This window comes from Streptomyces sp. NPDC034043 (genome assembly GCF_055575675.1).
The window spans coordinates 45658-65411 of the sequence record NZ_JBVISF010000022.1 but is presented as its reverse complement, the minus strand read 5'-3'; the positions used below and the strand labels follow the sequence as shown (position 1 = coordinate 65411).

The following is a 19754-nucleotide window of genomic DNA, read 5'->3' as shown; positions in this document are numbered from 1 at the left end:
ACATTGATCGCCGGGAACAGCAGCGTGCCCTCGGCCATCATCTCGTACAGGCGGTGGACACCGGTCGTGGTCTCCTCCGTCACACCGCGGATCTCCGAGGCCATCCGCGTCCAGTCCAGCGTGGAGCGGCCCAGCAGTTCCAGGACGAAGCCCATCTCCTCGTTGTCGGCGGTCGAGGGGTCCGGGACCTTGCCGGCCTTCTGGTACTCGACGCCCTTGTGGACCAGCAGGGTGGCGTCACCGCCGTCGTCCAGGATCATGTTCGGGCCGGCGTGCCCGGGCCAGGTCAGCGCCTGCTCCGTGCACCACCAGTACTCCTCCAGCGTCTCGCCCTTCCAGGCGAAGACCGGGATGCCTGCGGCCGCTATCGCCGCCGCCGCGTGGTCCTGCGTCGAGTAGATGTTGCAGGACACCCAGCGGACCTGCGCGCCGAGGGCGACGAGCGTCTCGATCAGCACGGCCGTCTGCACCGTCATGTGCAGCGAACCGGTGATGCGGGCGCCGGCCAGCGGCTGCGCCTGCGCGTACTCCTCGCGGATCGACATCAGACCCGGCATCTCGTGCTCGGCCAGGGTGATCTCCTTGCGGCCGAAAGCCGCGAGGGAAAGATCGGCGACCTTGAAGTCCGTGAACTCGGCAGGCATGGGTCGTGCTCCTTGAACTCGTCTGGAACCGGAGGTCATCGGCGGCCTCCCGCGTTGAAGTAACCGGCTTCGGGGTGGTGGATGACGATGGCGTCGGTGGACTGCTCGGGGTGCAGCTGGAACTCCTCGGAGAGGTGGACGCCGATCCGCTCCGGCCGGAGGAGGTCGGCGATCTTGGCCCGGTCCGCCAGCTCGGGGCAGGCCGGGTAGCCGAGGGAGTAGCGGCAGCCCTGGTATTCGGTACGGAACATGCCGTCCATGGCCGCCGGATCGGAGCCGGCGATGCCGAGTTCGGCGCGGACGCGGGCGTGCCAGTACTCGGCCAGGGCCTCGGCGAGCTGGACGGACAGGCCGTGCAGCTCCAGGTACTCGCGGTAGGAGTCGGACTCGAAGAGCCTGGCGGTGGCCTCGCCGATCCTCGACCCGACGGTGACGACCTGGAGGCCGACGACGTCGATCTCGCCGGAGTCGTCCGGGCGCACGAAGTCGGAGAGGCACAGCCGGCGCCCGCGGCTCTGGCGCGGGAAGGTGAACCGGGTCCGCTCTCCCCCGTCCTCGTCGAGGACGATCAGGTCGTCGCCCTTGGAGACGCAGGGGAAGTAGCCGTAGACCACGGCCGCCTCGAGGAGCCGCTCGGTGTGCATCCGCTCCAGCCAGCCGCGCAGCCGGGGCCTCCCCTCCGTCTCGATGGAGCCGGCGTCCTTGAGGCCCCACTGGCCCTTGAAGAGCGCCTGCTCGTCCAGCCATCCCGCGTATTCCTTGAGCTGGATGCCCTTGACGACCCGGGTGCCGAGGAACGGCGGCTCGGGCACCGGGTTGTCGACGGCCACGTCCGAGCGGCCGGCGTCTTCCGGCTCGCGCACGTCGAGGACCGCGGTCCGCCGCGGGACACGGCGCTGCTTGAGGGGTGGGAGTTGGGCGCCGGGAACGCCGCGCTTGACACCCATCAGGGCGTCCATCAGGCGCAGGCCTTCGAAGGCGTCGCGGGCGTAGCGGACTTCGCCTTCGTAGATTTCGTGGAGGTCTTGTTCGACGTAGGCGCGGGTGAGGGCGGCGCCGCCGAGGATGACTGGGTAGTCGGCCGCCAGCTTGCGCTGGTTGAGTTCCTCCAGGTTCTCCTTCATGATCACGGTCGATTTCACGAGGAGACCGGACATGCCGATCACGTCGGCCTTGTGTTCCTGCGCCGCTTCCAGGATCGCGGAGACGGGCTGCTTGATGCCGATGTTGACGACGTTGTAGCCGTTGTTGGTCAAGATGATGTCGACCAGGTTCTTGCCGATGTCGTGGACGTCACCGCGGACGGTGGCCAGCACGATCGTGCCCTTGCCCTCGTCATCGGTCTTCTCCATGTGCGGCTCCAGATAGGCGACTGCCGTCTTCATCACCTCCGCCGACTGGAGCACGAACGGCAGCTGCATCTGACCGGAACCGAACAGCTCACCGACGACCTTCATCCCCTCCAGCAGGGTGTCGTTGACGATGTCCAGCGCCGGACGCGTCCGCAGCGCCTCGTCCAGGTCGGCTTCCAGACCGTTCTTCTCGCCGTCGATGATCCGCCGCCGCAGGCGCTCGTCCAACGGCAGCGCCAACAGCTCCTCAGCCCGGCCGGCCTTCAGCGACTTGGTGTTCACACCCTCGAAGAGCGCCATCAGCTTCTGCAGCGGATCGTAACCCTCGGTCCGCCGGTCATAGATCAGGTCCAGCGCCGTGGTCACCTGCTCCTCGTCGAAGCGTGCGATCGGCAGGATCTTCGATGCGTGCACGATCGCCGAGTCCAGGCCGGCCTTGACGCACTCGTCCAGGAACACCGAGTTCAGCAGCACACGCGCGGCCGGGTTCAGACCGAAGGAAATGTTCGACAGACCCAGCGTCGTCTGCACGTCCGGGTGGCGGCGCTTGAGCTCACGGATCGACTCGATCGTCGCGATCCCGTCCTTACGGGACTCCTCCTGACCCGTGCAGATCGTGAACGTCAACGTGTCGATCAGGATGTCCGACTCACGGATCCCCCAGTTGGTGGTGAGATCGCCGATCAGACGCTCGGCGATCGCGACCTTGTGCTCGACGGTGCGTGCCTGGCCCTCCTCGTCGATCGTCAGCGCGATCAGCGCGGCACCGTGCTCCCGCGCCAGCGCCGTCACCTTCGCGAACCGCGACTGGGGCCCGTCACCGTCCTCGTAGTTCACCGAGTTGATCACCGCACGCCCGCCGAGCTTCTCCAGACCCGCCTGGATCACCGCGACCTCGGTCGAGTCCAAAACGATCGGCAGCGTCGAAGCCGTCGCGAACCGGCCCGCCAGCTCCTCCATGTCCGCCACACCATCACGGCCCACATAGTCCACACACAGATCCAGCATGTGCGCGCCCTCACGGATCTGATCCCGGGCCATCTCCACACAGTCGTCCCAACGGCCCTCCAGCATGGCCTCACGGAACTTCTTCGACCCGTTCGCGTTCGTCCGCTCACCGATCGCCATATAGGAGGTGTCCTGCCGGAACGAAACCGTCTGGTACAGCGACGCCGCACCCGCCTCCGGCCGCGGATCCCGCGCCACCACGGCCGCACCCCGCACCCGCTCCACCACCTGCCGCAGATGCTCCGGTGTGGTGCCGCAGCAGCCGCCCACCAGCGACAGCCCGTACTCCCGCACGAACGTCTCCTGCGCATCCGCCAGCTCCACCGCCGACAGCGGATAATGCGCACCGCCCTTCGTCAGCACCGGCAGCCCCGCGTTCGGCATGCACGACAGCGGAATCCGCGCGTTACGCGCCAGATACCGCAGGTGCTCGCTCATCTCCGCCGGACCCGTCGCACAGTTCAGCCCGATCATGTCGATCCCCAACGGCTCCAGCGCCGTCAGCGCCGCACCGATCTCCGAACCCAGCAGCATCGTGCCGGTCGCTTCCACGGTGACCTGGACGATCAGCGGGAGGTCCTCCGTGCCACACCAGTCCAGCGCCCGCCGCGCGCCGATGACGGCGGCCCTGGTCTGGAGGAGGTCCTGGGTGGTCTCGATGAGGAGCGCGTCCGCGCCGCCGCGGATGAGGCCCTCGGCGCTCTCCTGGTAGGCCGCGCGCAGGGGCTCGTACCCGACGTGTCCGAGGGTGGGCAGCTTGGTGCCCGGGCCCATGGAGCCCAGCACCCAGCGGGGCCGGCCGTCCCTCGCGGTGTGCGCGTCCGCCGACTCGCGGGCGATGCGGGCCCCGGCCTCGGACAGTTCGTAGACCTTGTCCTCGATGCCGTACTCGGCGAGGGCGGACAGGTTGCTGCCGAAGGTGTTGGTCTCGACGCAGTCCACGCCGACCGCGAAGTACTCGTCGTGGACGGAGCGGACGATGTCGGGGCGGGTGAGGTTGAGGACCTCGTTGCAGCCTTCCAGCCCCAGGAAGTCGTCCAGTGTGGGGTCGGCGGCCTGGAGCATCGTGCCCATGGCTCCGTCCGCGACCACCACGCGGGTCGCGAGTTCCTCCCTCAGTGTCCGGCTCATTCCAGGGCCCCCAGGTGTGCGGACAGTTCCGTCACGGCGGCCGGGCCGTACGCGGCGTCCAGCCGGGCCAGCAGGGGTTCCCGTTCCAGGCGGTACTCCTGCGTGCCCGCGTGGTCGAGTACGGTCGCCGCGACGGCGCAGCCCAGCTGGGCCGCGCACCGTTCGGGGACGCCCCAGGCCGTCCCGGCGAGGAAACCGGCCCGGAAGGCGTCGCCGACGCCCGTCGGGTCCACGACCTCCGCGACCCGCAGGGCGGGCACGGTCAGCGGCTCGCGCCCGTCGCCGCGGATCTGCACGCCGGCCTCGCCGCGCGTGGTGACCCAGGAGCCGACCCGCCGGAGGATCTGTTCCTCGGTGAGCCCGGAACGCTCGCACAGCAGGGCGGCCTCGTACTCGTTGGTGAACAGCCGCTGTGCGCCGTCCACCAGTTCCCGTACCTCGTCCCGGCCGAGCCGGGCCAGTTGCTGCGAGGGGTCGGAGGCGAAGGGGATGCCGAGCTCGCGGCAGCCCCGGGTGTGGCGGAGCATGGCCTCGGGGTCGTCCGGGGAGACCAGGACCAGGTCGGGCCTGCCGCAGCGGGTGACGACCTCCCGCAGGTCGATCTCGCGGGCTTCGGCCATGGCGCCGGCGTAGAAGGTCGCGATCTGGTTCTGCTCCCGGTCGGTGGTGCAGACGAAACGCGCGGTGTGGCGGGTGTCGCTCACGCGTACGGAGTCGGTGTCCACCCCGTGTTCCTTGAGCCACAGCCGGTACGGCTCGAAGTCCCCGCCCACCGCGCCCACCAGCAGCGGGCGCAGTCCCAGCATGCCCAGGCCGAATGCGATGTTCGCCGCCACTCCGCCCCGCCGCACTTCCAGGTCGTCGGCGAGGAACGACAGGGAGACCCGGTCCAGCCGGTCCGCCAGCAGCTGCTCCGCGAACCGGCCGGGGAAGGCCATCAGATGATCGGTCGCGATGGATCCGGTGACAGCGATGCGCATGTCAGACCCCGGCGGCCTTGCGCAGCGCGTGCACGCGGTCGGTGCGCTCCCAGGTGAAGTCGGGGAGCTCGCGGCCGAAGTGCCCGTAGGCGGAGGTCTGGGCGTAGATGGGGCGCAGCAGATCGAGGTCGCGGACGATCGCGGCCGGGCGGAGGTCGAAGACCTCGGAGACGGCTTCCTGGATGCGCTCGTCGGGCAGGGTGCCGGTGTCGAAGGTCTCGACGAAGAGACCGACGGGCTCGGCCTTGCCGATCGCGTAGGCGACCTGGACCTCGCAGCGCGCGGCCAGACCGGCGGCGACCACGTTCTTCGCGACCCAGCGCATCGCGTACGCGGCGGAACGGTCGACCTTCGACGGGTCCTTGCCGGAGAACGCGCCGCCACCGTGACGGGCCATGCCGCCGTACGTGTCGATGATGATCTTGCGGCCGGTCAGGCCGGCGTCGCCCATCGGACCGCCGATCTCGAAACGGCCCGTCGGGTTCACCAGCAGCCGGTAGCCCTCGGTGTCCAGCTTGATGCCGTCCTCGGCCAGCCGCGCCAGCACGTGCTCGACCACGAATTCGCGGATGTCCGGGGTCAGCAGCGAGTCCAGGTCGATGTCGGCGGCGTGCTGCGAGGACACGACGACCGTGTCCAGGCGGACGGCCTTGTCACCGTCGTACTCGATGGTGACCTGCGTCTTTCCGTCCGGGCGCAGGTAGGGCACGATCCCGTCCTTGCGGACCTGCGTCAGCCGGCGCGACAGGCGGTGCGCGATGTGGATCGGCAGCGGCATCAGCTCCGGCGTCTCGTCCGTCGCGTAGCCGAACATCAGGCCCTGGTCCCCGGCGCCCTGCCGGTCCAGCTCGTCGCCCTCGCCCTCGCCGTCGACGCGCTGCTCGTAGGCCGTGTCCACACCCTGCGCGATGTCCGGGGACTGCGCGCCGATGGACACCGACACGCCGCAGGAGGCTCCGTCGAAGCCCTTCTTGGACGAGTCGTAGCCGATGTCGAGGATGGCACCGCGCACCAGTTCGGCGATCGGCGCGTACGCCGTCGTCGTGACCTCTCCGGCGATGTGGACCTGGCCGGTGGTGATCAGCGTCTCGACCGCGACGCGGGAGGCCGGGTCCTCGCGCAGGAGCGCGTCGAGGATCGTGTCGCTGATCCGGTCGGCGATCTTGTCGGGGTGGCCCTCGGTCACGGATTCCGAGGTGAACAGGCGCTTGCTCATGCCTGGACCGCCTTGGCACTGAAGAAGTGGGTGCGGATGGCGTCGAGGGTGCGGATCTCGTCGACCTCCAGGGTCTCCAGCTGGATGGGGCGGCCGCTGTGCTGCTCCAGCAGGAACACGAACTCGACGAAGGACAGCGAGTCGATGAGCCGGTTCTCGATGAGGTCGAGGTCACCGGCGATGTCGTCGAGCTCCTCGTGGCGGGCGAGGAGCCAGTTCTTCACGAGCTGCAGGCCTTCGGACATGGTGTTTCTCCTTGGAGTGCTGTGTACGGGTGGGGTGGGGGGAAGCGCGGGCGCGGCGGGCGCGGTCTCCGGGACCGGGAGCGGCTCGGGGACGGCGAGGGGATCAAGTACGGGGGCGGCGACCGCCACCGCGTAGTCCACGTCGTGGCTGATGGTCACGGTGATCCCGGCGATACCGGACCGCGTCGCCATCTCGGCGGCGGACCGGTGGAGCTCCACGAGCGGCCAGCCGCCCTCGGAACGCCGCACGATGATGTCCCGCCAGGGCAGGAACACGGCGCGGACGCGCAGGGTCTTGAACGCCGCCTCCTTGGCGGCGATCCGTCCGCACAGGCTCAGGACGTCGAGCCTGGCGGAGGTACGGCAGTCGGCGAGTTCGCCGGGGGTGAGCATGCGCTGGAAGAAGTCCTCGCCGTAGAGGGCGAGCAGCCGGCGGACACGGGTGACGGACACGATGTCCATGCCGAGGTTCGCCCAGCCCAGGCCACCCGCCGGCGGGGCGGCGACGGGTCGGGTCGGCACCTCAGATCGCCGGCCCGGCCGCGTTCGCGCGCAGGACGGCGGCGGTCGCGGCACCCCAGCTGCCGTGGCGGCGGGTGAGCGCCGACAGCCAGCGTTCGAGGCCGAAGGCGACACAGCTGGTGAAGGCGGGGCCGCCGCCGGAGGCGAGGGGGATCTCGCACCGGTCGCCGAAGAAGTTGCGGTGGGTGTTGACGGAGGCGATCGCGAGGTCCTCGTACAGGAACTCGTGCTTGACCGGGGTCAGGCGCTGGAGCACGGCCTTGGAGCTGCCCTTGTCGAAGAAGGGGTCGCAGGCGGCCTCGCGGCTCAGCGGCAGGTCCAGGGCTTCGGCGAAGGAGTTGATCCGCCGGGTGAAGGCCGCGAGGTGCTGTTCGGCGTGCTCGCGGGTGCCGATGGCGACGATCTCCCGCATGCGGAAGCCGAGCTGGCGGCGCAGTCCCTCGTAGTGGGCCTCCTTGCGGAAGCACCAGCCGACCACGGTGAAGAGCTCGTCGTCGGCGGCCGGGCGGCCCTGGTGGTCGATGTAGACGGCGTAGCAGGACGCGGAGGGCAGGCCGAGGGCGGCCGGCTCCAGCGCGTCACAGGGGAAGCAGCCGGTGTCGGTACAGAACTCGCTGGTCTCCCGGACGTCCAGGTTCAGCGGCGCGGCGACGACGGCCTGGTGGGGGAAGTTGTCGTAGTAGTCGAGCCGGGCCAGGTCGGCGGCCGGCAGCAGCGGGGGCATGGTCATCGAGCGGGCGCCCGCCTGGACGCCCCAGCTCTCGAAGGTGTCGTCGAGCAGCCGCAGCAGGGCGGTGCCCTCGGGGCCGAGCGACGGCAGGCCCCGGGTGTCTCTGGCGCTGTCGGTGGTCATGGCGGTCATGGGGAGTCACCTCTCGGGCGGCGGTGGGGCCTCTCAGACGACGGGCAGGACGTCGTCCGTGAAGATCCCGGTCTTCAGGAAGAAGCCGAGCGGCTTGCGGATGGTCTTGCGCTCGAAGGGCCGGCGGCGCTCGTCGGCGACCAGTGCGTTGCGCAGTCCCACCGGGTCGGCGATGCCGGCGTCGCGGTAGACGTGCGGGTTGTAGAGGGAGTTGAGGCTGTAGACCACGTACCGCTTGAGGTACGCCTCGACCTCGGCGACCCGGGCGGCGGGTACGGCCTGGCGCATCCGGTCGAAGAGCAGGGAGACCAGCTCGCGGCCGAAGGCGATGTGGCGGGATTCGTCCTGGTGGTGGATGCGGTTGACCTCGCGGATGGTGTGGCAGAGGTCCTCGTCCCGTGCCATCCGCGTGTTGTAGTGGTCGACGAGCTCCTCGAAGAAGAGGATGCGGGCGAAGACGAGGAAGTTCTCCACCTCCGGCTCCCAGGCGGAGTCGGCGCGCAGGGCGGTGGAGCCGTAGATCTTGTCGCCGTAGCGGCGGCAGAACTCGGCGAAGAACCACATGTGCTCGTTCTCCTCACCGATGAAGTGGTGGAAGAAGTCCGAGGGCACCTCGAAGCCGGGCATGTGGATGCGGCCGACGACCTCGATGAGCAGTTCGCGGATGCCGTGCACGTTGAGGCTGTAGAAGTTGATGCTCTCCCACTTGGAGAGGCGCTGGAGGGTCTCCTCGCCGAGCTCCTCGTAGAAGGGGGTGCCGTAGACGGTGAGCAGCTCGGGGGTCATCCACATGCGGCCCTCGTCGAGCTTCTCGGGCCAGTCGAACTGCTGGTACGGGTTGTAGTACTCCTCGATGGAGCGGTGGCTGAGCCGCTCGAGGACTTCAAGGAACCGGTCGCTGACCGGCAGGGGGGCGCTGACTCCCATGGGGACTCCTCGGGTGGTGTGGTGTGGACCGGGGCCGTGGCCCGGGCGGCGCGGCCGGTGCGGCGGCCGGCTACGGCCGGACTTCGTAGACGGCGTTGACCGGGGTCTCGGCCGCGCGGCGCCAGCGGGTGAAGCCGGCCTCCTCGGCGATGGCGCGGAAGGCCTTCTCGCCGGAGTGGTTGCCGAGCGCGTGGGGGCCGCGCTGGGCGACGGCCACGGGCAGGCACATCACGGCGGAGAGGGCCATGAACATGCGGGCGGCCGGGGTCTGGGTGTCGATGTCGTCGGGCGAGACGTTCGACTCGACCAGCATCCAGGTGCCGTCCGCGTCCAGGGACTTGTGCACGTGCTGGGCGGCGGAGACCGGGTCGCCCATGTCGTGCAGGGCGTTGAAGAAGGTGACCAGGTCGTAGCCGGTGCCGGGGTAGTCGTCGGCGGAGGCGACCTCGAAGACGACGCGGTCCGAGAGGCCCGCCTCCTCGGCCAGCCGGCAGGCGATCGAGATGGCCTCTTCGGAGTAGTCGAACCCGTGGACGGTGGCCTGCGGGAAGGCCTTCGCGATCAGCAGGGTGGTGTGGCCGACGCCGCAGCCGACGTCGGCGACGGTGCCGCCGGCGGCCAGCTTGCCGGTGACGCCGGTGAGGGAGGGCAGCCAGTCGGCGACGAGGCGGTGCTCGTAGGTGGGCTGGAAGAAGCTGCCCATGCCGGTGTCGAGGGCGGGGTCGTGCTCCGCCCAGCCGACGCCGTCGCCGGTGCGGTACGCGTCGACGAGCAGGTCCTCGGTGCCGTAGAGGGCCTTGAGCGCGGTGAAGAACCCGGCGGCGAAGGTGACCGCGCTCGGGTCGGCCAGCACCGGGGCGTGGTCGGCGGGCAGGGTGTACGTGCCGGCGCTCGGGTGGCGCTCGACGTACCCTGCGCTCAGCTGGGCGTGCAGCCACTCCTCCGCGTAGCGGGCGTTGATCCCGGTGCGCTCGGCGAGGGCGGCGGGGGTGAGCGGGCCGGCCTCGGCGAGGGCGCGGTAGAGGCCGAGCCGCTCGCCGAGGGCGACGGTCAGGCCGCGTACGGCGGCGCCGGCGTCGCTGATGACGCGCTGGTGGAAGTCCTCGACGGCGGTCATGCTGCTTTCACCTCGGCGGTGGGGAGGTCACAGGTGAACAGGAAGGAGCGCGGGACGCGCGGCACGCTGCGGGCGGGTACCGGGTAGGGCCAGCGGCCGAAGTCGGCGCCGTCCTCGCCGGGCTGGCGCACCTCTCGTACGTCCCAGCCGCATTCGGCGAGCAGTTCCTCGGGGGTCTCCGTGCCGAAGAGCCACGGGTTGCCGTCCTCTTCCAGGCAGTTGAGGAAGGGCCGCGACAGCGGGTTCTGCAGGGCCGCCTTGCTGATGACGTCGCCGAGCAGGACGGAGCCGGGGGCGGAGTGCACGGCGAGGGTGGAGATCAGTCCCCGCACGGCTTGCTCGGGGAGGAAGAAGAGGAGGCCCTCGACGACCCACAGCACGGGCTCGTCGGCGCGCCAGCCGGCTTCCTCCAGCGGGCCCGTCCAGTCCTGGGTGAGGTCGACGGGCACGGTGACGCGGGTGCGTCCGGCCGGGGCCGGCTCCCCGGCGAGCATCTCGGCCTTCGCCTCCAGGAGGGCGGGGCGGTCGAGTTCGTAGACGGTGACGCCGTCGGGCCACGGGAGGCGGTAGAAGCGGGTGTCCATGCCGGCGGCGAGGAACACGACCTGGCGGATGCCGTGCTCCTGGACGGCGCGGACGATGGCCCGGTCCAGGTAGGTGGTGCGGATGGCGAGGAACGGCACCGTGCCGGCGCCGGCGTAGCGCTCGAGCAGGTCGAAGCCGATGGTGTCGGCGACGGTTCGCGCGTACGGATCGGCGAACAGCCGGTCCTCGCGCTCGGTTTCCAGGGCCCGCGCGGCGGCGGTCCACTGGGCGGTGCGGGATACGGCCTCCACGGGAGGCTCCCTTCGCTTCGTCGGGCAGGGGGGCGGGGGTCAGGCCGGGGAGCCCGCGCGGACGACGGGGTCCTCGGCGGCGGCGGGGTGCGGCGCGTCGCACTCGGCGGGCCGCCGCTCGAAGATGCTGTGCAGGACCATGCTGAACACGACGTTCCCGTCGGCGTCGGCCAGCGTGCACTTGGGCTGGACGACGCCGGTGCGCGGGTTGAACGGCGAGGGGCGCGAGCCCAGGATCTCGACGCGCGCCGTGAGCACGTCCCCGGGGCGGACGGGCCGCAGGTAGCGGATCTCGTCGACGCCGGGGGAGCCGGTACAGGCGCTGTAGGCGAGCAGCCCGTCCACGTAACGGCGCATGAACATCGAGGCGCTGTGCCAGCCGCTGGCGATCAGGCCGCCGAACGGGGACCGCTCGGCGAGCTCGGGGTCGGTGTGGAAGGGCTGGGGGTCGAAGCGCCGGCCGAACTCGAGCACCTCCTCCGTCGTGACGGTGACGGTGCCCAGTTCGTGGACGTCACCGGTCCGGAAGTCCTCGAAGTAGCGCATCACGCGACCCCCTTGACGGAGAGGAGTGGTTTCTCTGGCGTGAACCAATCTACGAATCAGCCGATTATTTTGTCAACCCAAAAGAAGACCGCAGTGCCTGTTCGGTGTCCTGCCAGAGGTCCTCCGCGTCCTCGATGCCGACCGACATCCGGACGAGGCCCGGACCGATCCCGGCGCGCGCCAACGCCCCTTCGTCCAGCTCCCGGTGGGAGGTGCTGGCGGGGTGGGTTACCAGCGTCTCCACCCCGCCCAGCGACAGAGCGAGCCGCGCCAGCCGCACCCTCTCGACGAAGGCGCGCCCCGCGTCGCGGCCGCCGTGCAGCTCGAAGGAGAGCAGCCCGCCGCCGCCGGAGAGCACCTCTCGGGCCCTCGCGTACGAAGGGTGCGTTCCCAGCCAGGGCCAGTGGACGGCCGCCACGGCGGGATGCGCCGCCAGCCGCTCCGCGAGCAGGCCCGCGTTGGCGCAGTGCTCGCGCATCCGCAGCGGCAGGGTGGCGATCCCGCGCAAGGTCAGCCAGACGGCGAACGGGTCCGGGGTGGCGCCCAGTTCGACCGTGCGCGGCCAGACCTCCCGGCGCAGCGCGTCGTCCGCGAAGACGGCCGCGCCGCCCAGGACGTCGGAGTGCCCGGCGAGGTACTTGGTGGTGGAGTGGAACACGATGTCCGCGCCGTGCTCGACGGGACGGCACAGGACCGGCGAGGCCAGGGAGTTGTCCACGGCGCTGAGCACGCCGAGCCTGCGGGCCGCCGCCAGCAGGCCGGGCAGGTCCGGGACCTGCCCGGTCGGGTTGGCGATGGTCTCCAGGACGAGCAGCCGGGTGCGCGGTCCGGCGAGCGCCTCGAACTCCCCCACGTCGTCACCGCTGATGTGGTCGACCCGCACCCCGTAGCGCTCCGCCAGGTCGTTCAGCGCCGCGTACGTCCCCCCGTACAGGCAGCGCTGGGCGATCACCTGGTCGCCGGGGCGCAGCAGGGCGAGCAGGACGCCGCTGATCGCGCCCATCCCGGAGGCGAAGGCGATGGCCGAGGCACCGCCCTCCAGGCCGGCGAGGGTGCGTTCGAGCGCGCGCACGGTGGGGTTGCCGCGGCGGCTGTAGACGTACGCCCCGTCGGGTCCGGACATGGCCCGCGCCAGTTCGTCGGCCGAGTCGAAGGCGAAGGCCGAGGACTGGACGAGCGGCACGGACAGCGGCCGGCTGCCCGGGACCTCGAGCTCGTGGGCCACGTGCACGGCCCGGGTGCGGATGTCCTTCACCGAGGGATCCTTCATCGCGGCGTCCTTCACCGAGGGGTCCTTCACCGAGGGGTCTTTCACTGAGGGGTCCTTCATCGCGGTGTCCTTCATCGAGGGGTCTGCCTTTCGTTCGGGTACGGAAAAAGGGGTCGCCCGACGTCCGGGAAGGACGTCGGGCGACCCCTTGGGTGAGCGGGGGCGACCCCGTACGTCACACCCCCGCCGTCTCGCTGCGCGACGCGGGGGCGTCGGCGGCGGGAGCGGCGGCCCGGGCGGCGGACTTGTCGCCCTTCATCACGAGCAGGGTGATCACCGCACCCGCGGCGGCGATGCCGGCGGCGCCGATGAAGGCGGCGCTGAACCCGTCGGTGAGGGCGGGCAGGTTGCCCAGCTCACCGGCGCCCTGGGTGGTCGCGAGCGCGGTCAGCGCGGCCAGGCCGAGGGCGGAGCCCACGTTGTAGGTGGTGTTGACGATGCCGGAGGCGAGGCCGGCCTGTTCCTGCGGGGCGCCGGACATCGCGGCGATCATCGCCGGGATGTAGGCGAGCGCCATGCCGAGCGCGGCGACGAGCGAGGCGGGCAGGACGTCGACCAGGAAGGTGCCGGTCGGCTCGACGGCGGACAGCCAGACCAGCCCGGCGGCGAGGGCGAGCAGACCGGTCACGATCAGCGGCTTCGCCCCGAAGCGGCCCATGAGGCGGGCGGTGATGGCCGTCATGAAGATCATCAGCAGGACCGTCATGGGGAGCAGTGCCGCACCGGAGGCGAAGGCGCCGTAGTTCAGCACCTGCTGGAGGTACAGGTTGAGGAAGTACCACATCGGGATCCAGGCGGCGCCGAGCAGCGTCATCGCGAGGTTGGCGGAGCCGAGGCGCGGGATCCGCCACACGCTGAGCGGCATGAGCGGCTCGCGGACGGTCTTCTGGATCACGAAGAAGAGGACCAGCAGGACGGCCGCGCCGATCAGCTCCAGCACGGTGGCGGTGGCGCCCCAGCCGACCTCGGGGGCCCGGACGACGGCGAACACGGCGAGCGCGAGCCCGGCGGTGACGGCGACGGCGCCGAGGACGTCGACGGAACCGCGGCGGGACTGGACGGCGGGCAGCAGCTTGGTCGCGGCGAGGGTGGCGACGCCGATCGGGACGTAGATGATGAACACCCACGGCCAGCTCACCCATTCGGTGAACACACCGCCGAGGAACACGCCGGCCGTACCGCCGGCGGGGGCCGCCGCGCCGTAGAGGGCCATCGCCTTGCCGAGCTCCTTGGGGTTGTGCCCGAAGAGGATCATCAGCAGGGTCATGGCCGAGGGCGCGATGAGCGCGCCGCCGACTCCCTGGACGGCCCGGCCGGCGATCTCGACCGAGGCGCTCTGCGCGGCGGCGGCGAGCACCGACCCCACGATCATGACGACCCAGCCGGTGGCGAAGATCTTGCGCGCTCCGAACAGGTCGGAGAGCCGCCCGCCGAGCAGCAGTAATCCGCCGAAGACGATGACGTAGGCGTTGAAGACCCACTGGAGCTCGCCCTGGGAGAAGCCGAGGTCCTTCTGCATCTCGGGGAGCGCGACCCCGATGATCGAGGTGTCCATGATGACCATGAACTGAGCGGCGGCGAGCACGCCAAGTGCCCACCAGCGCCGGGGATTGACGGTTGACATGCCCTGACCTCTCTCTGTCATATACCCCTGGGGGGTACCTTCGCGTAGCAACGTAGCATACCCGTGGGGGGTATGTAAGAGAGGCGTGGGAAGGCGTACGGATCCCCGCCCGCGACACACGTGTGCCCCGCCCCGGCCGGAACCGGGGCGGGGCACACGCGACTGCTAACGGGCCGTCAGGACCGCTGCCACCGCCGCGGGGACGGCCGCCAGGCCCGCCGGACGGCTGGTGAAGCTGCCCCTGCCCTGGGTGCGGCCGCGCAGCCGGGACGCGTACCCGAACAGCTCGGCCAGCGGCACCGTCGCCGTGATCACCGAGGTCCCGCCCTGCCCGGCGGAGCCCGTGACCCGGCCCCTGCGTGCGGCGAGGTCCCCGAGGACCGCGCCGACGCCGTCGTCCGGAACGGTCACCGTGACCTCCGCGACCGGCTCCAGCAGCTCCAGCGCGCAGGCGCGCAGGGCGTCCCGCAGCGCGAACCGGCCCGCCGCGCGGAACGCCATCTCCGAGGAGTCCTTGGAGTGGGTCGCCCCGTCCGTGAGGACCACCCGCAGGCCCGTCACCGGATGCCCGCCGAGGGGGCCCTCGGCGAGGGCGTCCCGGCAGCCGGCCTCCACGGCCCGCGCGTACTCCTGCGGCACCCGGCCGCCCACGACCGCCGTGCGGAACTCGAAACCGGGCTCCTCCAGCGGCTCGACGTCCAGCACGACGTGCGCGAACTGCCCCGCGCCGCCGTCCTGTTTGACGTGCCGGTACACGAAGCCGGACACCCCGCGCACGACGGTCTCCCGGTAGGAGACCTGCGGCCGTCCGACGACCACCTCCACCCCGTGGAAGCGGCGGACCTTCTCCACCGCGACCTCCAGATGCAGCTCGCCCAGCCCCGACAGCACGGTCTGCCCGGTCTCCGCGTCGGTCCGCACCACCAGGGAGGGGTCCTCCTCGGCGAGCCGGGCCAGTGCGGAGGCGAGCCGCCCGGTCTGCGCGCTGCCGCGCGCCTCGACCGCGACCGACACCACCGGGTCGGCCACCGTGGGCGGTTCGAGGAGCAGGGGCGCCTGCGGCGCGCACAGGCTGGTTCCGGCCCGCGCCGACTTCAGCCCGACGACGGCGACGATGTCACCGGCCACCGCCTCCTCCCGTTCCTCGTGCCGGTCGGCCTGCACCCGCAGGATCCGCCCGACGCGTTCCGTCCTGCCCGTGGCCGGGTCCAGTACGGAGTCCCCCTTGCGCAGGGTGCCCGCGTAGACCCGCAGGTACGTCAGCCGCCCCGTCGACGTCGCCGTCACCTTGAAGGCGAGCGCGGCCAGGGGCTCCGACGGGTCGGCGGCCCGCTCCCGCACCGGCGGCATGTCCCCGGGCGCGGGCAGGTACGCCACGACGGCGTCGAGCAGCGGTTCGATCCCCCGGTTGCGGTACGCCGAGCCGCACAGCACGACCACGCCGTCCCCGGCGAGCGTCAGCTCGCGCAGGGCGCGCACCAGCGTCCCCTCGCTCAGCGCGGAGCGGGCGCAGAACTCCTCCAGGGCGTCCGGGTGGAGTCCGGCGACCGTCTCCTCCAGGAGCAGGCGCCTTCGCCGGGCCTCCTCCAGCAGCGGTCCGGGCACGGGCACCGTCTCGTACGGGCCGCCGTCGCCGGCGCGCCAGAGCAGCGCGCGCATCCGCAGCAGGTCGACGACCCCGGTGAAACCGTCCTCGCGCCCGACCGGCAGCTGCACGACCAGCGGGACGGCGCCGAGCCGCTCCCGGATGGAGGCGACGGCCGTGTCGAGGTCGGCGCCCGCCCGGTCCAGCTTGTTGACGAACGCGATCCTCGGTACGCCGTGCCGGTCCGCCTGCCGCCACACGGACTCGCTCTGCGGTTCGACACCGGCGACGGCGTCGAACACCGCGACCGCCCCGTCGAGGACGCGCAGGGAGCGCTCGACCTCGTCGGAGAAGTCCACGTGCCCCGGTGTGTCGATCAGGTTGACGCGGTGCCCGTCCCAGGCGCAGCTGACGGCCGCGGCGAAGATGGTGATGCCCCGGTCGCGTTCCTGGGGGTCGTAGTCGGTGACGGTCGTCCCGTCGTGGACCTCGCCCCGCTTGTGGATGGTGCCGGTGGCGAAGAGGATCCGTTCGGTGACGGTGGTCTTGCCGGCGTCGACGTGGGCGAGGATGCCGAGGTTGCGTACGGCAGCGGCCGCAGTGGTGTTGCTGGTGCTGGTGTGACGGTTGGTGCGCATGACCCGGGGCCTTTCGGATGCCTGGGGCGGGAAGAGGGCAGCGCGATTCCCGGACGCCGGTCCGCCGCGCGGCGGAGCCGCGGGGCACACGGCCGGGCCCGGGAGGGCGGGGCCGTGCTGGGGACGGGGGATGCGTCGACGGGCGTACGGTGACAGCCGCGCGGCTGTTACCGCGCGCTGCGGGACACCGGGATCACGTCGTACCGGCAGGGGGGAACGACGGCGGCGGTGCGGTACGTACGCATGGCCCGGTTCCCCCTTCTCTTCGCTCGGCATCGGCGGACACCGCCCCGGCGGCGGCGCGCACCGCGACTGTAGGCGGTGCGCGCCGGCCGGGACACCTGGTTTTCCGGGGGCTATCCGGCCCCGGTCAGGAGGCGGGCGCGCAGCCGCGCCGTGGTGTCCGGGGTGATCCCGACGGCGTCGGTGAGGTACGCGGACGGGGAGCCGTACCGGGCGGTGAGGTCGGCGAGGACCAGGGACATGACGGTGGCGGGGGCCCTGCCGTACGAGGGCCAGCGCATGGTGCGTCCCGGGTGGGCGGCGTGCCAGTCGGCGGTGAGGCGCTCGGTGGCGAGCTCGGTGAGGGCGAAGTCGGCCAGGATCTGTTCCTCGGGCACGTCGAGGAGGGTAAGGACCAGGGCGGCGATCAGACCGGTGCGGTCCTTGCCGGAGGTGCAGTGGAAGACGGCGGGGCCCGGGCCGTCGGCGATGAGCCCGATGGCGCGGCCGATCTCGTCCACGCCGTCTTCGGCCACCTCCGCGAAGCGGTCGGCGAGGTAGCGCCAGGGGTCGAGGGAGGGGTCGATCTCGGCCTGGTCGTAGGGGCGGTGCTCGATGCTGAGGTTGGCGTACGTGAACCGCTCCGGCTCCGGTATCCGGCCCTTGGCCTCGATCTCCCAGGGGTAGCGCAGGTCGATGACGGTCCGGACGCCGAGCCCGAGGAACCGGTCCCAGTCGGCGCCGTGGAGCTTGCCGAGGGAGTCGGCCCGGTAGAGGCGGCCCCAGGCGACGACCCGGCCGTCGGCCGAACGGTAGCCGCCCATGTCGCGGAAGTTGTGGAGGCGTTCGAAGGGGACGTGGCGGCGTTCCTCGTGGGCGGGCTCGTGGGTCAACAGGGGCTCCTGGGTGGGGTGGTGGGCCTGGTGCGGCCAGGATGCCTCAGTGATCACCGGGTTCCTCAGGGGCGGGGGAGGTGATCTCCCCCACCCCGTCCGTCCCGGCCGCGGTCCAGCCGCCGGGGAGGCCGAGGGGGGCCGGCGAGGGGGACCCCGGTGAAGGTGACCCGCCCGTGGAAGACGGGCGAGGGCGGTTGCCGGCTCGCGGACCTGCGGTCCGGTGGTGGCGCGGGCTGCGGCGCGTGCCGCTTCGGCGGAGCCGGCGGTGGCCTCCGGCGCGGGACGGAACGCGGCGGCGAGGCCGGTGCCGTCGAGCAGGGACCGCAGCTCGCCGGGGGCTCCGGGGTCCGGGACGGCTTCGGCGAGCCGGTGCAGCAGCACCAGTACCCGCTCCCCGGCGGGGCGTGAGCCGGGCATCGCCAAGGGGTCGCCGCCTTCCTCCTCGGCGCCTTCCTCCTCGCCCCAGCCGGCCTCGGCCAGGGCCCGCAGCTCGCACAGCGGGTCGGCGGGCAGCAGTCCCCACTCGGCGGTCTCGCCGCCCCCGTCCGCCTCGACGGCCGTCCCGGGCACGAACCGGGCGCCGGCTCCCGGCCCGGCGCCGAACCGCTCGCCCCACAAGCAGCGTTCGCCCTCCGCCCCGGGGAACCGGTCGGCGAGCCGCTCCCGCACCAGCCCGAACAGCGCGTCGTGCCGCGCCCGCCGCACCCCCGTACCGTGAACGAACGGAAACCGCATGTCCCGCACCGCCCCCTCGTCGCACTCCCCCGCCGGGCACGATGGCGCCGAGCGGCCAATGCGGCGCGTGGAAAGGCCGGTTCGGCACACTGGGAGGTCTGGGCCGTGTGCGGCGGGCACGGGGCCGGAGGATCTCACGGAGCGCGCGGATGGATCTCAACTCGGTGGTCATCGCGGTGGCCGGCGTCGCCGGAACCCTGGGGGGCGCCCTGCTCACCCAACGGGGCTCCGAACGGGCCAGGCGCCGCGAGATAGAGCTCGTCCACGCCAAGGACGAGATCCGCGACAGCCGTTCGCTGCGGCGCGCCTGTTACGCGGAACTGAACCGGGACGCTCGGCAGTTCACCACCGCGCTCAACCGCCATCTGCACGTCCTGGGCGAGCGCGGCGCGCAGGACGCCGACCGGGAGGCGCTCGACGTGGCGAAGGACGCGCACCGCGACCGCTACTCGGAAGCCCAGATGATCGCCCCCGATGAGGTCCTCGCGACGGCGAGCGCAGTCAACCGGGCCCTGACCACGGTCTACGGCCAGGTCAAGCGCCTCGAACGGGGCGCTCCCGAAGCGGGCGAGACACTGGAGGCGGCGGCCCGCGCCCAGTACGAGATCTGGGACCTGCTGCGGACGATGCGGACCGCCATGCGCCGCGACCTCTGCGTGTCGGAGGACGGGTGAGGCCGCCGTCCCCCCGGTGCCGGCGGCCCCTCTCCACCAGGGGGACGGGCTCGTCTCAGAGCTTGCGTGCGAAGAGCAGCCCGTCCGCGACGGGGAGCAGGACGGACTCCACCCGGTCGTCGGCGCGGACGTGGGCGTTGAACTCGCGGACGGCCAGGCCGTTGCCCCGGGCCGCGGGGTCCGCCGCGTCACCGCCGAAGAGCGCGTTGTCGGCGAGGAGCAGCCCGCCCGGCCGTACCCGGGGGACCAGTTCCTCCCAGTAGTCCCGGTAGCCGCCCTTGTCGGCGTCCAGGAAGACGAGATCGATGACCGGTTCGGCCGGCAGGGCGCGCAGGGTGTCCAGGGCGGGCGCGAGCCTCAGCTCGATCCGGTCGGCGAGCCCGGCCTCCTTCCAGGCCTCCTGCGCGATCCCGGTCCACTCCGGTGAGACGTCGCAGGTGAGGACCTGCCCGCCGGGGGCCAGTCCGGCGGCGAGGGCGAGGGTGGAGTAGCCGGTGAAGGTGCCGACCTCCACGATCAGGCGGGCGCCGACGAGCTTGGCGAGGAGGGTGAGCAGGACCCCCTGCTCGTGCGGGATCTGCATCACGGCCCGGTCGCCGAGGGCGCGCGTGCGCTCGACCAGCCGCCGCTGGACCTCGCTCTGGGGCTCCGCCTGGGCGAGCAGGTAGGCGTACACCTCGGGGGTGAGGGGAACCGTCTTCACGTCGTCGGGCTGCCTGTTCAT

At 71.7% G+C, this 19754-nt stretch carries 16 protein-coding genes; 1 reads left to right on the top strand and 15 read right to left on the bottom strand.

Features of this window, described 5'->3' with window-relative positions; translation table 11 throughout:
• The 14 genes from ACZ51S_RS32230 to ACZ51S_RS32165 form a co-directional block, all read right to left on the bottom strand.
• Nucleotides 1–644: adenosylhomocysteinase (locus ACZ51S_RS32230; protein ID WP_468480220.1), on the bottom strand; the 644-nt coding region annotated here is incomplete at its 3' end.
• Nucleotides 645–679: 35 nt separating this feature from the next.
• On the bottom strand, nt 680–4135 hold the full coding sequence (metH, locus tag ACZ51S_RS32225) for a methionine synthase (protein ID WP_468962784.1): 3456 nt from the start codon (nt 4133–4135) through the stop codon (nt 680–682).
• Nucleotides 4132–5115 (bottom strand): carbohydrate kinase family protein, encoded by a 984-nt coding sequence (locus ACZ51S_RS32220; RefSeq protein WP_468962782.1) that lies wholly within the window; start codon nt 5113–5115, stop codon nt 4132–4134. The genes metH and ACZ51S_RS32220 overlap by 4 nt, the downstream gene beginning before the upstream one ends.
• Before the next feature lies 1 nt (nt 5116).
• Nucleotides 5117–6331 (bottom strand): methionine adenosyltransferase, encoded by a 1215-nt coding sequence (metK, locus tag ACZ51S_RS32215; protein ID WP_468962780.1) that lies wholly within the window; start codon nt 6329–6331, stop codon nt 5117–5119.
• Nucleotides 6328–7098, bottom strand: coding sequence for a holo-ACP synthase (gene acpS / locus ACZ51S_RS32210; RefSeq protein ID WP_468478692.1), 771 nt, complete (start codon nt 7096–7098; stop codon nt 6328–6330). The genes metK and acpS overlap by 4 nt, the downstream gene beginning before the upstream one ends.
• A gap of 1 nt (nt 7099) precedes the next feature.
• Nucleotides 7100–7960: a class-II aminoacyl-tRNA synthetase family protein gene (locus ACZ51S_RS32205; protein ID WP_468478691.1), complete on the bottom strand. Its 861-nt coding sequence runs from the start codon at nt 7958–7960 to the stop codon at nt 7100–7102.
• A gap of 33 nt (nt 7961–7993) precedes the next feature.
• Complete coding sequence (locus tag ACZ51S_RS32200; protein ID WP_388946376.1) at nt 7994–8887, bottom strand: diiron oxygenase; 894 nt, start codon at nt 8885–8887, stop codon at nt 7994–7996.
• 70 nt (nt 8888–8957) lie between these two features.
• Nucleotides 8958–10004, bottom strand: a complete 1047-nt coding sequence (locus ACZ51S_RS32195) for a methyltransferase domain-containing protein (protein WP_468478690.1) — start codon at nt 10002–10004, stop codon at nt 8958–8960.
• Entirely contained in the window at nt 10001–10840 is an 840-nt protein-coding gene (locus ACZ51S_RS32190) for a class I SAM-dependent methyltransferase (protein WP_468888812.1), read from the bottom strand. The genes ACZ51S_RS32195 and ACZ51S_RS32190 overlap by 4 nt, the downstream gene beginning before the upstream one ends.
• Before the next feature lie 39 nt (nt 10841–10879).
• Nucleotides 10880–11386, bottom strand: coding sequence for a MaoC family dehydratase (locus ACZ51S_RS32185; protein ID WP_468478688.1), 507 nt, complete (start codon nt 11384–11386; stop codon nt 10880–10882).
• A gap of 64 nt (nt 11387–11450) precedes the next feature.
• Nucleotides 11451–12656, bottom strand: coding sequence for a trans-sulfuration enzyme family protein (locus ACZ51S_RS32180; protein ID WP_468804093.1), 1206 nt, complete (start codon nt 12654–12656; stop codon nt 11451–11453).
• 175 nt (nt 12657–12831) lie between these two features.
• The gene (locus ACZ51S_RS32175) at nt 12832–14280 is read right to left on the bottom strand and encodes an MFS transporter (protein ID WP_468804065.1); all 1449 of its coding nucleotides are present in this window, start codon (nt 14278–14280) and stop codon (nt 12832–12834) included.
• 165 nt (nt 14281–14445) lie between these two features.
• Entirely contained in the window at nt 14446–16503 is a 2058-nt protein-coding gene (gene fusA, locus ACZ51S_RS32170) for an elongation factor G (RefSeq protein WP_468478686.1), read from the bottom strand.
• Nucleotides 16504–16859: 356 nt separating this feature from the next.
• Nucleotides 16860–18356 (bottom strand): tyrosine-protein phosphatase, encoded by a 1497-nt coding sequence (locus ACZ51S_RS32165; protein WP_468962778.1) that lies wholly within the window; start codon nt 18354–18356, stop codon nt 16860–16862.
• Nucleotides 18357–18505: 149 nt separating this feature from the next.
• On the opposite strand from ACZ51S_RS32165, the gene ACZ51S_RS32160 reads away from it, so the two are divergent.
• Nucleotides 18506–19030 carry a hypothetical protein gene (locus ACZ51S_RS32160; RefSeq protein WP_468962776.1) on the top strand — a complete coding sequence of 175 codons (525 nt, stop codon included), beginning with the start codon at nt 18506–18508 and terminating at the stop codon, nt 19028–19030.
• A gap of 55 nt (nt 19031–19085) precedes the next feature.
• Here the strand turns inward: ACZ51S_RS32160 and ACZ51S_RS32155 are convergent, their stop codons facing one another.
• Complete coding sequence (locus ACZ51S_RS32155; protein ID WP_468478684.1) at nt 19086–19754, bottom strand: O-methyltransferase; 669 nt, start codon at nt 19752–19754, stop codon at nt 19086–19088.

Bases quoted from the DNA above. Each gene is read 5' to 3' on its own strand.
- metH (WP_468962784.1), bottom strand. From the start codon at position 4,135: ATGAGCCGGACACTGAGGGAGGAACTCGCGACCCGCGTGGTGGTCGCG.
- ACZ51S_RS32220 (WP_468962782.1), bottom strand. From the start codon at position 5,115: ATGCGCATCGCTGTCACCGGATCCATCGCGACCGATCATCTGATGGCC.
- metK (WP_468962780.1), bottom strand. From the start codon at position 6,331: ATGAGCAAGCGCCTGTTCACCTCGGAATCCGTGACCGAGGGCCACCCC.
- ACZ51S_RS32205 (WP_468478691.1), bottom strand. From the start codon at position 7,960: ATGACCGCCATGACCACCGACAGCGCCAGAGACACCCGGGGCCTGCCG.
- ACZ51S_RS32200 (WP_388946376.1), bottom strand. From the start codon at position 8,887: ATGGGAGTCAGCGCCCCCCTGCCGGTCAGCGACCGGTTCCTTGAAGTC.
- ACZ51S_RS32195 (WP_468478690.1), bottom strand. From the start codon at position 10,004: ATGACCGCCGTCGAGGACTTCCACCAGCGCGTCATCAGCGACGCCGGC.
- ACZ51S_RS32185 (WP_468478688.1), bottom strand. From the start codon at position 11,386: ATGCGCTACTTCGAGGACTTCCGGACCGGTGACGTCCACGAACTGGGC.
- ACZ51S_RS32180 (WP_468804093.1), bottom strand. From the start codon at position 12,656: ATGAAGGATCCCTCGGTGAAGGACATCCGCACCCGGGCCGTGCACGTG.
- ACZ51S_RS32175 (WP_468804065.1), bottom strand. From the start codon at position 14,280: ATGTCAACCGTCAATCCCCGGCGCTGGTGGGCACTTGGCGTGCTCGCC.
- fusA (WP_468478686.1), bottom strand. From the start codon at position 16,503: ATGCGCACCAACCGTCACACCAGCACCAGCAACACCACTGCGGCCGCT.
- ACZ51S_RS32165 (WP_468962778.1), bottom strand. From the start codon at position 18,356: ATGCGGTTTCCGTTCGTTCACGGTACGGGGGTGCGGCGGGCGCGGCAC.
- ACZ51S_RS32160 (WP_468962776.1), top strand. From the start codon at position 18,506: ATGGATCTCAACTCGGTGGTCATCGCGGTGGCCGGCGTCGCCGGAACC.
- ACZ51S_RS32155 (WP_468478684.1), bottom strand. From the start codon at position 19,754: ATGAACAGGCAGCCCGACGACGTGAAGACGGTTCCCCTCACCCCCGAG.